The organism is Mariprofundus aestuarium (assembly GCF_002795805.1).
In the GTDB taxonomy this organism is placed as follows: domain Bacteria; phylum Pseudomonadota; class Zetaproteobacteria; order Mariprofundales; family Mariprofundaceae; genus Mariprofundus; species Mariprofundus aestuarium.
On sequence record NZ_CP018799.1, the window covers coordinates 137,122 to 149,568 of the forward strand.

At 51.8% G+C, this 12,447-nt stretch carries 17 protein-coding genes; all 17 read left to right on the top strand.

The genetic code is table 11. The annotated features are described in order from the left end of the window. The first annotated feature begins 24 nt into the window (after positions 1-24). Complete coding sequence (gene flhB, locus Ga0123461_RS00715) at positions 25-1,101, top strand: flagellar biosynthesis protein FlhB (protein ID WP_100276592.1); 1,077 nt, start codon at positions 25-27, stop codon at positions 1,099-1,101. Between the two features lie 131 nt (positions 1,102-1,232). Continuing rightward, positions 1,233-3,320: a flagellar biosynthesis protein FlhA gene (flhA, locus tag Ga0123461_RS00720; protein WP_100276593.1), complete on the top strand. Its 2,088-nt coding sequence runs from the start codon at positions 1,233-1,235 to the stop codon at positions 3,318-3,320. Further along, positions 3,310-3,543, top strand: coding sequence for a hypothetical protein (locus Ga0123461_RS00725; RefSeq protein ID WP_100276594.1), 234 nt, complete (start codon positions 3,310-3,312; stop codon positions 3,541-3,543). Before flhA ends, Ga0123461_RS00725 begins: the two co-directional genes overlap by 11 nt. A 5-nt stretch (positions 3,544-3,548) precedes the next feature. After that, on the top strand, positions 3,549-4,367 hold the full coding sequence (locus Ga0123461_RS00730) for a flagellar biosynthesis protein FlhF (protein ID WP_100276595.1): 819 nt from the start codon (positions 3,549-3,551) through the stop codon (positions 4,365-4,367). Then, positions 4,364-5,227 (top strand): MinD/ParA family protein, encoded by an 864-nt coding sequence (locus Ga0123461_RS00735; protein ID WP_157819186.1) that lies wholly within the window; start codon positions 4,364-4,366, stop codon positions 5,225-5,227. Before Ga0123461_RS00730 ends, Ga0123461_RS00735 begins: the two co-directional genes overlap by 4 nt. Before the next feature lie 2 nt (positions 5,228-5,229). Continuing rightward, positions 5,230-5,442 carry a hypothetical protein gene (locus Ga0123461_RS00740; RefSeq protein ID WP_100276597.1) on the top strand — a complete coding sequence of 71 codons (213 nt, stop codon included), beginning with the start codon at positions 5,230-5,232 and terminating at the stop codon, positions 5,440-5,442. A gap of 5 nt (positions 5,443-5,447) precedes the next feature. Further along, a complete protein-coding gene (locus Ga0123461_RS00745; RefSeq protein WP_100276598.1) occupies positions 5,448-6,200 on the top strand; it encodes a FliA/WhiG family RNA polymerase sigma factor in 753 nt (250 codons plus the stop codon). Then, positions 6,193-6,384 (top strand): hypothetical protein, encoded by a 192-nt coding sequence (locus tag Ga0123461_RS00750; protein WP_100276599.1) that lies wholly within the window; start codon positions 6,193-6,195, stop codon positions 6,382-6,384. Before Ga0123461_RS00745 ends, Ga0123461_RS00750 begins: the two co-directional genes overlap by 8 nt. Further along, positions 6,377-6,784 (top strand): hypothetical protein, encoded by a 408-nt coding sequence (locus Ga0123461_RS00755; protein ID WP_100276600.1) that lies wholly within the window; start codon positions 6,377-6,379, stop codon positions 6,782-6,784. The genes Ga0123461_RS00750 and Ga0123461_RS00755 overlap by 8 nt, the downstream gene beginning before the upstream one ends. Positions 6,785-6,787: 3 nt before the next feature. Further along, a complete protein-coding gene (locus Ga0123461_RS00760; protein WP_100276601.1) occupies positions 6,788-7,522 on the top strand; it encodes a hypothetical protein in 735 nt (244 codons plus the stop codon). Next, a complete protein-coding gene (locus Ga0123461_RS00765) occupies positions 7,519-7,797 on the top strand; it encodes an EscU/YscU/HrcU family type III secretion system export apparatus switch protein (protein ID WP_100276602.1) in 279 nt (92 codons plus the stop codon). The genes Ga0123461_RS00760 and Ga0123461_RS00765 overlap by 4 nt, the downstream gene beginning before the upstream one ends. Before the next feature lie 139 nt (positions 7,798-7,936). Beyond that, positions 7,937-8,674, top strand: coding sequence for a flagellar hook-basal body protein (locus tag Ga0123461_RS00770; RefSeq protein WP_100276603.1), 738 nt, complete (start codon positions 7,937-7,939; stop codon positions 8,672-8,674). Positions 8,675-8,686: 12 nt separating this feature from the next. Beyond that, the gene (gene flgG / locus Ga0123461_RS00775) at positions 8,687-9,475 is read left to right on the top strand and encodes a flagellar basal-body rod protein FlgG (RefSeq protein WP_100276604.1); all 789 of its coding nucleotides are present in this window, start codon (positions 8,687-8,689) and stop codon (positions 9,473-9,475) included. A gap of 82 nt (positions 9,476-9,557) precedes the next feature. Then, entirely contained in the window at positions 9,558-10,169 is a 612-nt protein-coding gene (flgA, locus tag Ga0123461_RS00780) for a flagellar basal body P-ring formation chaperone FlgA (protein ID WP_157819187.1), read from the top strand. Beyond that, a complete protein-coding gene (locus tag Ga0123461_RS00785; RefSeq protein WP_100276606.1) occupies positions 10,166-10,873 on the top strand; it encodes a flagellar basal body L-ring protein FlgH in 708 nt (235 codons plus the stop codon). Before flgA ends, Ga0123461_RS00785 begins: the two co-directional genes overlap by 4 nt. 78 nt (positions 10,874-10,951) lie before the next feature. Beyond that, a complete protein-coding gene (locus Ga0123461_RS00790) occupies positions 10,952-12,037 on the top strand; it encodes a flagellar basal body P-ring protein FlgI (protein ID WP_100278609.1) in 1,086 nt (361 codons plus the stop codon). Then, entirely contained in the window at positions 12,034-12,441 is a 408-nt protein-coding gene (locus Ga0123461_RS00795; protein WP_100276607.1) for a rod-binding protein, read from the top strand. Before Ga0123461_RS00790 ends, Ga0123461_RS00795 begins: the two co-directional genes overlap by 4 nt. Positions 12,442-12,447 lie beyond the last annotated feature (6 nt).

Here is a 12,447-nt window from a genome sequence, read left to right on the forward strand (position 1 = left end):
TATGAAACCAGGCTGGTTTAGCTAATGGCGGAAGATCAGAGCCAAAAAACGGAAGAAGCCACCCCCAAGCGGCTAGAAGATTCCCGAAAAAAAGGTCAGGTCCCATCGAGTAAAGAGCCCTCAACAGCATTTGCTTTTCTGGTGTTGGCATCGATTGGTTTTACTGGCGCGGGCGAGTTTATGATTGAGCGTTTCGCCGCACTGATGCGCGACTGCTTTTCAGGGCGCTTGGTTGTCGATCTCAGTCCGGGCGGCATGCAAGACCTGATAATAAAAATATTCTCTGATGTTGCTGCCATTGTCCTTCCCATCGCTATTCCTATTTTGCTTATAGGCGTGCTTGCTACGGTAATGGTTACCGGCCCGGTATTCTCCTTTGAGACACTCAAGCCCAAGTTTGAAAAAATAAGCCCGATGAAAGGAATCAAGCGGCTATTTTCGACCCGCGCATTGTCAGAATTCGTCAAATCTTTGGTCAAGTTAAGTGTCATTAGTTTGGCGTGCTGGTTTAGCATAGTTGACCTTCTGCCCCTAGCAATTGCCTCAGTGAGGCAAGATGCACTCTCCATTGCCAGGATTGCAGTGGAGGGGAGTTTGACGTTGGTCGGCCTGGTGGCGTTTATCTTTTTCTTTATAGCCTTGATGGATGTGATCTACCAGCGGTGGGAGCATGCCAAATCACAACGTATGGCGCAAAAAGAGATTCGCGACGAGCACAAGGAGTCAGAAGGCGACCCGCACCTTAAAGGAAAAATAAGGCAAATTCAGATGGAGCAGTCCAGAAACCGTATGATGTCAGATGTTCCCAAGGCAGATGTCATCATTACCAACCCTACCCACATCGCCATTGCCCTATCCTACCCTCTTGGCAGCGCAGGCGCCCCCAAGGTTCTGGCAAAAGGCAGGGGCAAGGTTGCTGAAAAAATAAGGGAAATTGCCCGGGAAAATGAGATTCCCATCAGGGAAAACAAACCTTTGGCGCGATCCTTGTTTAAGAGCGTAAAGATCGGAGATGAAATTCCCGAACATCTGTATGAGGCGGTCGCCGTTATCATTGCAGAAATTTATAGAATCAAGGCGGAAGGTAATGCCAGAGCTTAGGGATAACAGGCAAAATACAAGCTTCTCTGTACTGTCGCCTATGGCGCTTCAGCAAACGGAAGGTTTGTTCATGTCTGCGCCATTCTATCACCGTTCCGTAGATGATCAGAAAGCTATGGGGGGGCTGTAACATGCAGGCAATAGCCTCTAGGGCCTTCAAAAGCATGGGCGGTAACTCTGATGTCATGCTGGCAGTCGGTGTCCTTGCTGTCCTGATGATCATGGTCGTGCCTTTGCCGACTGTGCTTATGGATATGTTCCTGGCTATAAATATATCTGTAGGCATATTGATATTGCTGACGTCCCTTTACGTACTCAAGCCGCTTGATTTTTCCATTTTCCCCTCCCTGCTGCTGCTGACCACCCTGTTCCGCCTGGCGCTGAATGTGGCCACTACCCGCCTGATCCTGCTCAATGGGCAGGAGGGGCCTTCTGCTGCCGGGCATGTCATCGAAGGTTTCGGCGAGTTTGTGGTCGGCGGCAACACCGTCGTTGGCTTAATTATCTTCCTTATTCTCGTGCTGATTAACTTTATCGTTATCACCAAGGGCTCCACCCGTATTGCTGAAGTCTCTGCCCGCTTCACACTTGATGCCATGCCCGGTAAACAGATGGCCATTGATGCCGATCTGAATGCAGGTCTGATTGATGATAACCAAGCCAGGCAGCGACGCGAATCCGTTGCCCGTGAAGCGGAATTTTATGGCTCCATGGACGGCGCTTCGAAGTTTGTTCGAGGAGATGCTGTCGCAGGCTTGATTATTACCGCCATCAATATTTTTGCTGGCCTTATTATCGGCACAATGCAGCAGGGAATGCCGCTGGCAGAAGCCATGTCGATATACAGTATTCTGACGGTTGGAGACGGGCTTGTGTCGCAAATCCCTGCGCTCGTTATTTCAACAGCAGCAGGTATTATTATCACCCGAGCGGGAGGCGACAAATCCCTTTCGGTAGAGCTTACTGACCAGTTCACCCAGTTCCCTCGTCTGTTTATCGTGGGTTCCGGCGCAATGTTAATGCTCGGCTTTATGCCAGGCCTTCCCTTTATTCCGTTTGCCGTATTATCTGCCGGAGCGGCTATAGTCTGGTGGTACCTTAAAACGGAGGCTGAAAGCCGTGCTATGCAGGCCGAAGCGATTCAACCAGCACAGCAGGAAGCAGGGGAGCAGCAGGAAGCGCCTCTGACTGACTTGCTGGTGGTGGATCCTATCAGATTGGAAGTGGGTTACGGGCTGATTGACCTGGTTGAATCGAGCAATGATGGCAATCTTCTGGATCGCCTGAAAAGCGTGCGTAAGCAAATCGCACAGGAAATTGGTTTCATCCTGCCATTCGTCCATATCAAGGATAACCTTCAGCTCGGGGTGGGTGAGTATAAAGTATTGATCCGTGGTGCAGAGGTTGGTCGCGGAGAGATGAAGCCCCGCAGTCTGCTGGCACTTGAAAGCCAGGTTACAGGCCCCAGTATCCAAGGCGAACCAACGCTTGAGCCTGCTTTCGGTCTTCCTGCAATCTGGATTTCCAATGAGCAGCGCCAGAAGGCAGAGCTATCAGGTTATACGGTGGTAGAGCCGGCAACTGTAATCGCGACACATGTGACCGAAATTCTGCGTAAATATTCACATGAAATACTCGACCGAGCCCAAGTGCGTAAGATGGTAGACACACTCTCTGAGCAGCATGGCAAAATCATCGATGAGATTATCCCCGCACAGGTCTCTATAGGTCTGCTGCAGAATGTATTGCATCAGCTGCTTGCCGAGTGGGTGCCGATCCGCGACCTGCTCATGATCGTTGAATCACTTGCCGACAACAGCGGGCAGAACCTTAGTGTCGCTGAATTGACGGCAAGGGTTCGGGTTCGACTGGGGCGGAATATTGTTCAGCAGCATCTTAACCCAACAGGTGAGTTAGGCGTGTTTACCATTAAGTCTGACATCGAACAGGAGATGCTGGAGAGGCTTGGAGAGTATACGGAGTGGGCACTGCCTCTGAATATCAACCGTTGGCAGAGCTTCCTGATGCGTTTGAATGATGCTGTTTCAGAACATGATCTGAGCACCACCATTATCCTGACTACACCAGAATTAAGGGCACCACTGTCAGCCTCCCTTAGTAAGGCCATGGCTCGTATTGCGGTACTTTCCATCGCCGAAATACCTTCCTATATAAGGGTTCAAACCTTGGGAAGTATTGGACTACAAGATGCAAATTAAGATATTTTCAGCTCCCAAACTGCATGAAGCACTGGCCAAGGTGCGTCAGGGATATGGCCCGGATGCGATCATTATGGATCGCCACAAAAGCGTTGATGAGAATGGGGATCCCGTTTGGCACGTGCATGCGGCGCGTGACGTTGGCAGCAGCATGCAGGCGACCACGGCACCTGTAGAGAAGCGGCCTGTTGTCCCCCCGAGGATGCACATAAAAAGCTGCTGACTGCCATGAGCCAGTTAGAGCGCATCGTCGATGGACTGGGCAGGCAAGAGCTTGAGGGGCTGCGTGCTTCGCTGCCAAATCCAAGAACCCAACAGGGTTTTGATGCCTTGATTAAGCTGGGTGTAGCTCCGCATTTTGCATCAGATATAGCTGAAGATTTTGTCAATAATGCGCCGGTGGCTGAAGAGCTGCTGACATGGGGCTCGATATTAAACCCGAAGAAAAAGCGGGAAATCATTCTTCTGACCGGCCCAAGCGGTTGCGGCAAGACCACGCTGGCAGCCAAGCTTGCCGCACATTTTTTGCTCAATGACATCAGTGTAGCGTTTCTTAGCACTGATACCGAACGGATCGGCGGCCTGAATGGTCTTCAGACCTACGCCACCAGTCTTGGTGTTCCCCTTATCCCTGTTGCAAGGGAGTCAGATATTGAGCCAGCGCTACGTAAGGTTAAATCGGCACAGTTAGTGCTAGTAGATACTGAGAGTTGCTCAAGGAACCAGCCTGTCAAACTGCAGAAGCAGTTCGCATTGTGGAACGGGATCCCATGCAGCCGGAGGTTTATTGTGCTTCCAGCCAATATGGATGAAGCCGATGGCATGGAGACGCTTCTTAAGGCGCAGGAGATGGGTGTCAATGAAATGGCATTCAGCAAGCTGGATGAAACATCCTATCCCGGAAAGCTGATCAACTGGGCTGCAACGGGGCTTGCCATTTCATACTGCAGTTTTGGCCCGGAGATTCCGGATCAGATGGGATGGCTTTCAGCCAAGGCGATAACAGCACTGCTCGACAGTCATACAAAAACCAAGGAGTCATCATGAACAATCGTCCTGACGAGATTACCTCCCGCCGCTCACCGCAAGTTATTGCTGTCTCCAGTGGCAAGGGTGGTGTTGGCAAAACATTTATATCTGTTCATCTGGCCGCACGGGCTGCACAGCAGGGTAAACGTGTGCTGCTGATTGATGCGGATCTGGGGATGGCCAATGTGGATATCATGCTTGGCCTGACAGCCAAAGGCTCCGTTCTACAGGTCATTGAAGGTCAGTCAGAACTTAATGATATCCTGGTGCAAGGTGGCGAGCGCCTTGATGTGCTGCCGGGCGGCAGCGGCCTGCATGAACTGTCGCATCTATCGGCTGCCCACCAGCACATCCTGCTCGATGCGCTGGATAATCTAACCCAGAATTATGATCTTGTACTGGTTGATACAGGTGCAGGGATAGGGGAGAACGTGATGTTCTACGCCTCCAGCTCCGAAACCGTCCTGATCGTTTTGACGCCTGATCCCACATCGCTGACAGATGCCTATGCGCTTATCAAGGTGCTTTCAACCCAGCACAACACAACCCGTTTCATGGTTGCTGTAAATCAGGCTGATGAAGTGGCAGCACAAACGGTATTCCGCCGCCTGCTCTCTGTATCGGATCGCTATCTGGATGTAGTCCTTGATTATGTGGGGCAGATGTCCGAATGCCCATCGGTCAGAAAAGCTATCCAGTCACAAAAGTTGCTATACTCATGTGGCAGCCAGAAAGATATCGACAACCTGAACAGGCTGGCCGACACCGTACTGGCTCGTCCAAGGCGAGGCTCGGGCGGCGGCCTGCAGTTTTCCTGGCAAAGCACGCTGGCTGAAGGCCTGTATGCCGGCAATGTCCGCGAAGACGAAGTCATATAGCCATGAAAGTACGTGACATTAGCACCTACGGTGGCATCGCAGGCTTTCTTCTTGGAACTGTGATCACGCTCGTTTACGACATGCCGCTTGGCGATGCCGCCTTCCGGCTTCTGGCCTTGAGCGTATGCGGAGCATGGATGGGAGCTATCATCTGCTGGCTGGACCATCTTCTTCCTAAAAGCGAAGAACAAGATTCAGCCGAAACTGAGAATTAACAGTCATGACCACACCGTACGATAAACAGGCATCCCCGCAGTTCCAGAGTCCCGATCAATTGCTCGAGACGCACCTGCCGCTGATTCGCTACCATGCCAACCAGCTGATCCGGCGTGTTCCCGACTCCATTGAAATGGATGACCTGATTGATGCTGGCGTACTCGGCCTTCTCGATGGTGCCGGTCGTTTCGATCCGACAAAGAATGCCCAGTTCAAAACCTTTATCTCCTATCGTATACGAGGCTCCATGATCGACTACCTGCGGGCTTTTGACTGGATGCCGAGAAGCCTGCGTGACTCTTCGAAAGAGCTCCAGCAGGCGATGTCTGTTCTGGAGCAGCAGTATGACCGTCCTGTCGAGGAGGAGGATGTTGCTGTTCACCTCGGCATCAGCTTGGATGAATACCGGAACCGCTTGATGCATGTGCGTAGTCTTTCCATCATCTATTTCGATGACCTGCCTCAATTTGGCAATGATGATGATGTATCAAGTGTTATTGATTCCATTTCCGGGGATTCGGACCAAATGCCCGACTCTCAGTTGGAGTTGTCTGATTTTACTCAAATGCTAGCCAGAGCCATTACGAGCCTGCCGACACGCGAAAAGGTGCTTATTTCCCTCTATTACTATGAAGAGCTGAATATGAAAGAGATCGCGCTGGTTATGGATATAACGGAATCACGGGTGTCTCAGCTGCACAGCCAGATGGTATTGCGACTCAGGACCAGGCTTGGGCTGGACTTCCCCAATGGGTAGTTCAGACAGTATCGCGCCTGTTACCGCCATTCCAGCCGTCGTGCCGGTCACCCCGCGAAACCCCAGGCAGCAGCAAGCTGACAATGAAAATGATGATTCATCAAAAGGCAAGCCGTTGTCTGAAGAGAAACCCCAGGCCACTGACGATAACAAGAAGCCGGGGGGCTTGGACTGCTATGCCTGAAACCCTCCCTTATGGCGTCATGCTGGATCTGCTGATTATCGTAGCGGTTGCAGGTTTATGGATGGCCTGGTGGCGGAACCTGAACCGGTTGAAAAAAACCGAATGCCTTCTTGCCGGCAGCATCCAGCAGTTGGATCAGGCAACTGTGCAGTTAAAGCAGGCGATGGATCACATTCGGGCATTTGAGAAAGAGAGGTGCGTTGAGGAGCGGCCTCGCAAAAAAAACGCGTCAGGAAAACGCCCGCTCCCGGCCGAAAACCTTTCAGATGATACTGTTCTCGTACGCACGCTGCTCCTGCAGCGTAAGGGGAAATCAGATGAAGAGATTGCAGATAGTCTGAGTATCCCGATCAATCAGGTCCGCCTGATGTTGAAAATGCATTCGACAAGAGACAGTTAACAGATGTACTCCATTATCATCCCAAATCTTCTTAGTTTGCCAGAGGCTGGTTCTCCTAAGCAGCAGGCAAGCCAACAGCGACTTCCCTGGTCAAACGGCAGCCTGATGGCTGCAAAATTAACGCCAACAGAGACAGCAGGCGTGGTCCAGTTGATTATCGGCGGCCACCGCCTGAGTGCTAAAGTGCCACCATCCACACCGATGGGTGATATGTGGCTGCAGCTGATCAATCGTGAGATGCCCGCGCAGTTCCGTTTGCTTAGCAGTGCTCAGGCCGAAACATTGCTCGCCAAAATGCTGCAAAAATCAGCGGCCAACTCAACAGAGTCCCAGACAACAAAACAAACCACCGAGCAGGGCTGGGGCAAGCTGGATACAGCTTCGCTACCATTTAATGCCGAAGTCGCAGTCCACGGGCAGCACCTGACAATTCAGGATCGCGAAAGCGGTCATCGCGATGTATTGCTGAGCAGTACCATTGAAGGCGATAAGTTCTGCCTGGTAGGACGCGTTGATCTTGAGCGTCTTGGCCCGGTGGCATTCAACCTTCACGGTGGTGATGACTGCGATTGGTCATTAAGGGTTTTTTCCACCAACCCGCAGCTACTCTCCTACCTTCGAGCCCATTTCAATGTATGGTTGAAAGAGGAGCAGGAGAAACATCAGAATCTGGATGGCGAGGTGCTATACGGCATGCCGGAGAGTATGACGGCACTTGCAGGCGAGGCGAAGGCATGAGTGAGCGAGAAGTCGCCATTGCCTTGGGCTATGATTCCGAGCTTGGTGATGCCCCCAAGGTTCTGGCAGCCGGGTATGGCCATATTGCCAGACAGATTATGGCCATCGCAAGCAAGGAGGGCATCCATATCCACCAGGATGAGAACCTGGCCCAGGTTCTGGCTCAGGTTCCAGTGGGTTATGAAATTCCGGAAACGGCTTATCAACTGGTGGCGGAAATTCTTGCCTTTCTTTACCAGACAGATCGAACACTGCAGGAAAAGATTTCCAGGTAGGCAGGAAAAATATGCCGTCTGTCCACCTTCGTTCTAAAGTGGAGATGAAAAAAACCATTAAACAGTGCGCTTCAGGGAACTTCGAGTTTGGCATGATAGATGCGTAAGGTTTAACAGCCCTCAACGATAAGGAGAGAAGATGCAATCAGGTTTTTATTTATCAGGTGTTGCCAGCCAGATGACCCAGCACAAACTAAACGACATCAACCATAATCTAGCCAACGTCAATACTGTCGGCTTTATGGCCAGCCGTTCGTCATTCTCTTCTACGCTGGCTGAGCAGATGACTGGCCAAACAGATCCGGCCTCAGCTTCATATGCCAGTTATGAAAATTCATTTGTCGACATGAAAGAGGGGGCTATCAAGCCGACAGGCAATGATCTCGACTTTGCTATTCAGGGGGGGGGCTTCTTCAAGGTTCGCCTCGACGATGGCCAGGAAGCGTATACAAGGGCTGGGAACTTCATGCTGGGTGCCAATGGCAGCTTGCTTACCCGAGGTGGCCATCCGGTGCTGAATGCCGGTGGGTCTGAAATTCAGCTGCCACAGGGCAAGGTCAGCGTCAGCCAGGATGGTACCCTTTCGGTAAATAACATTCCGGTTACTGCATTCGGCATGGTAACGATCAAGGATGCATCGCAACTTACCAGGCTTGGCAATGCGCTGATGGCTACTCCCCTAGACAATACCGCCCCAGCAGAAAGTGATGCGATTGTTCGTCAGGGCGCGGTGGCGGGATCGAATGTCAACTCCATACTGGAGATGACGGAAATGGTTTCTACAACACGAAATTTTGAAGCAACAATGAAAGTAATTGAACAATATAGTCAACAGGCAAGCCAGCTCAATGACCGAGTTGGAATGGTCCAAGGTTAACAGGAGAAAATTATGATACGCGCTTTATGGACAGCAGCTACAGGCATGTCGGCACAAAACCTCAACGTAGATGTGATCGCCAACAACCTTGCAAACGTTAACACAACAGGATTCAAACGCGGTCGGGCAAACTTCCAGGATCTGATGTACCAGCAGGTTAAATCTCCAGGTGCCGATGCAAGCTCGGCCGGCACACAGGTTCCGACCGGTATTCAGGTTGGTCTTGGTGTCAAGGCTGCCGGTGTGGAGAACATCTTCCTGGAAGGCAGCCTGAAGCCTACCGGAAACCCACTGGATTTTGCCATTGAAGGACGTGGATTCTTCCAGATTCAGATGCCTGATGGCGAGCTTGCATATTCGCGGTCTGGCTCTTTCAGCCTCGACAGCCAGGGTCAGATTGTTACGTCTGATGGCAACATCCTGCAGCCAGCGATCAATATCCCAGCCGATGCCCTCACTGTCTCAGTGGGAGCGGATGGAACTGTTTCAGTACTGCAGCCGGGCGGCACCAGTTCGGTTATCGGTCAAATTCAGCTTGCTGATTTCAGCAATCCTGCCGGCCTTGAACTTCTCGGAAGCTCCCTGTTCAGGCCAAGCAACGCATCCGGAGAGGCCATTCTGGGCACACCCGGCAGTAACGGAATTGGTAGTATTGGCCAGAACATGCTGGAGATGTCCAACGTCAATATCGTAGAAGAGATGGTGAATCTGATCGCCGGACAGCGTGCTTACGAAATGAACTCAAAGGCCATTAAGGCATCTGATGAGATGCTGCAGACAGCCAACAACATCAGGGCTTAATATGCTGCTGCGTAACTTCCTGTCCGCTCTTGTGCTCCTGTTCATGCTTCCTGCTGTTGCAGGTGCTGGAACGGAGGGTGCTATGCGGGACTCCATCAAGCAGTTTTTTGCTCAGGGTGTCTATTTGCATGGCGCAAGGGCGGAGCTTGTTGAAGTTTTGCGCTGGCCGGATGCGACAGAAAAACTGCGCTGGAGAATGCCTGAGCTTAAAAACCACCCCGGCCAGCTCTCCCTGATTGCGGAAAGGGGGCAGGGGCAGTCACTGAAGCGCTGGTATGTTCCTGTGCGCCTGAACTGGTGGGCGAAAGCCGTTGTTGCCAGAAAAGACCTGCCAGTGCGTTCTCATCTGACGGCAGAGATGCTCAATATCGCCCGCATTAATGTTGCCGGCCATTCGGGATCCTGGTGGAGAAAAACTGAAGGGCTGATGGGTACACGCCTTACCCGCCCACTGAAAGCCGGGGATGCCATATTCGCATCCTATGTACACCGGCCCAAATTGATCAGCCGTGGTGATCAGGTCACAATGATTGCCAGCTATGGCGGTCTCAAGGTGACAGCGGTCGGCAAGGCTCTTCGTTCAGCAGGGCTTGGTGATCGCCTGTCTGTGCGGAACCTTAAAAGCAAACAGGTTGTTCAGGGTGTAGTTGCAAGTGCATCCACAGTCCACATTCTCACCGGAGAAACGCTATGAAACTAATATGGATTCTTGGATTGATCACTCTCCTTTCCGGCTGCATGCCTTCAGCAAAATCGGTCTCCACCGATGTTAACAAGGATAAGGTTGAGGCTGCCCTGCAGGCTCCTCTGCCCGACCCCTCACAAACCGGTTCGCTGTGGACAGGGAACAGCTCACAGCTGTTTACCGATGCCAAGGCGCGCAATGTCGGTGATCTGGTGACCGTGTTGGTTCTTGAGGAGGCCTCTGCAACCCGCAAGCTCGGAACAAAAAAGAGCAAGAAGTCGAGCCGGAAAACAGAGCTGAATGCTGCTTTCGGTGTTTTAGATGGCATTAATGCAGTAATTGCCAAAAATAAGCAGATATCCCCTCTTGATCCAAGAATTGGCATGGATATCAATGATGCATCAAGTTTCGATGGCAACGGCTCTACAAACAATTCGGATACACTGACAGCAAGTGTGACTGCCGTGGTCACCAAGGTCTATCCGAATGGTAATCTGGAGATTACAGGGCGCAGGCAGGTAAGTATTAATCACCAGCCGCAGGCCCTTGTCTTTACCGGAATTATTCGCCCCAGCGACATCAGTTCAGACAATACCATCGCCTCTGCCAAGGTTGCACAGGCCATGGTCAGCTATGGCAGTGGCGGCGAACTTGCTGAGGTAGCACATCAGGGGTGGCTGGCACGCACGCTTAATGAAGTATGGCCATTCTAAAGGAGTATGAGCATGTATCCGGAATATGACGATCAGGCAACAAATGCACTCGGTGGCAAACTCTTTACGGCACTGTTCATGGCTTCACTTCTTCTGGTTGGCTTTTTTGCATCCTCAGCTGCGTATGCAGAACGCATCAAGGATCTGGCTACCATACAGGGCGTCCGCAGTAATGAGCTGATCGGCTACGGCCTTGTTGTTGGTTTGAATGGTACAGGCGACTCCTCCAACTCCTCCCCGTATACCATCAGCAGTATCAATGCCATGCTGGAGCGGTTTGGTATCAACGTACGTTCAAAAATTGCTACCATGAAGCCCAAAAATATTGCGGCAGTTATGATTACGGCAACCCTGCCTCCGTTTGCAAGGCCCGGGCAGAAGCTGGATGTAACCGTCTCAAGCATGGGTGACTCAAAGAGTCTGCGTGGAGGCACGCTTCTGTTAACGCCGCTATTGGCTGGCAATAATCAGGTTTATGCGGTTGCACAGGGTGCTCTATCGGTGGGCGGCTTTACCGCTGGCGGCAATGCCGCATCGAAAACAGTGGGGCACCCGACAGTTGGACGTATACCAAACGGGGCCAATATCGAAAGGGCGGCCCCAACAGGCATGCGCTCAGGCCAGGATAAAGTGACACTGCAGTTGAATAACCCAGACTTCAGCACCATCAAACGCATGCGCGATGCCATCAATGCCAATTTCGGCGCAGACATGGCCAGAACTGTTGATGCAGGCACCATCGAGGTCTGGAATCCTGAGGCAGATGCGATTGAATTGATCGCGCGCCTGGAACAGATTGAGTTAACCACAGACCACCGCGCTGTCGTGGTTATGGATGAACGCACTGGAACCATCGTTATGGGTCAGGAAGTGCGCATCGACACGGTAGCGGTAGCCCATGGCAGCATCAGTGTTACGGTGACTGAATCACCGCAGGTCTCTCAACCCAATGCGTTTGCTGGCGGCGAAACAACGACCGTTGACCGCACTGATGTCCAGATCGAGGAAGAGGCAGCCCAGCTCGTTGTGCTGCCGAGGCAGGTCTCTCTGAGCACACTAGTCACCGCCTTGAATGCAGTTGGTGCAACGCCAAGCGATCTGATTGCAGTGTTACAGGCCATCAAGGCAGCCGGAGCACTGCATGCTGAACTGAGGGTGATATGAGCGAGATGAATCTCACTCCGGCAATATTGGCCATGTCCCAGGGCAGTACGCAGGCACGGGCACAGGAAGCCGGCAATGCCAAATCATCGGTTCAGCAGGATGCTCATACAAAAGACCCTGCCCTGTGGGACGTAAGCTTGAAGTTCGAGGCCATGCTGATGCAGCAGATGATGTCAGCGATGCGTAAGACAGTGCCGCAGGATGGGCTGATGTCTTCAGGGTTTGCCAATGACATGTATTCATCCATGTTTGACCAAGCTATTGCAGAAACCAGCAGTAAAAGTGGGAGCCTTGGTATAGCGGAAAACATCTATCGCCAGATGAGTGCCAACCATCCGATTAAGGAAAATCCAATATCTGCCGATATAAATAGAGATAACCCTTCTACCAGGCCAGAGGAGTAAGCGGAT

Coding starts and splice junctions, on each gene's coding strand:
- Ga0123461_RS00725 (WP_100276594.1), top strand. CDS start 3,310: ATGCAAATTAAGATATTTTCAGCTCCCAAACTGCATGAAGCACTGGCC.
- Ga0123461_RS00765 (WP_100276602.1), top strand. CDS start 7,519: ATGAGTGAGCGAGAAGTCGCCATTGCCTTGGGCTATGATTCCGAGCTT.
- flgA (WP_157819187.1), top strand. CDS start 9,558: ATGCGGGACTCCATCAAGCAGTTTTTTGCTCAGGGTGTCTATTTGCAT.
- Ga0123461_RS00730 (WP_100276595.1), top strand. CDS start 3,549: ATGAGCCAGTTAGAGCGCATCGTCGATGGACTGGGCAGGCAAGAGCTT.
- Ga0123461_RS00740 (WP_100276597.1), top strand. CDS start 5,230: ATGAAAGTACGTGACATTAGCACCTACGGTGGCATCGCAGGCTTTCTT.
- Ga0123461_RS00760 (WP_100276601.1), top strand. CDS start 6,788: ATGTACTCCATTATCATCCCAAATCTTCTTAGTTTGCCAGAGGCTGGT.
- Ga0123461_RS00745 (WP_100276598.1), top strand. CDS start 5,448: ATGACCACACCGTACGATAAACAGGCATCCCCGCAGTTCCAGAGTCCC.
- flhB (WP_100276592.1), top strand. CDS start 25: ATGGCGGAAGATCAGAGCCAAAAAACGGAAGAAGCCACCCCCAAGCGG.
- Ga0123461_RS00790 (WP_100278609.1), top strand. CDS start 10,952: ATGGCTTCACTTCTTCTGGTTGGCTTTTTTGCATCCTCAGCTGCGTAT.
- flgG (WP_100276604.1), top strand. CDS start 8,687: ATGATACGCGCTTTATGGACAGCAGCTACAGGCATGTCGGCACAAAAC.
- Ga0123461_RS00755 (WP_100276600.1), top strand. CDS start 6,377: ATGCCTGAAACCCTCCCTTATGGCGTCATGCTGGATCTGCTGATTATC.
- Ga0123461_RS00750 (WP_100276599.1), top strand. CDS start 6,193: ATGGGTAGTTCAGACAGTATCGCGCCTGTTACCGCCATTCCAGCCGTC.
- Ga0123461_RS00770 (WP_100276603.1), top strand. CDS start 7,937: ATGCAATCAGGTTTTTATTTATCAGGTGTTGCCAGCCAGATGACCCAG.
- Ga0123461_RS00795 (WP_100276607.1), top strand. CDS start 12,034: ATGAGCGAGATGAATCTCACTCCGGCAATATTGGCCATGTCCCAGGGC.
- Ga0123461_RS00785 (WP_100276606.1), top strand. CDS start 10,166: ATGAAACTAATATGGATTCTTGGATTGATCACTCTCCTTTCCGGCTGC.
- flhA (WP_100276593.1), top strand. CDS start 1,233: ATGCAGGCAATAGCCTCTAGGGCCTTCAAAAGCATGGGCGGTAACTCT.
- Ga0123461_RS00735 (WP_157819186.1), top strand. CDS start 4,364: ATGAACAATCGTCCTGACGAGATTACCTCCCGCCGCTCACCGCAAGTT.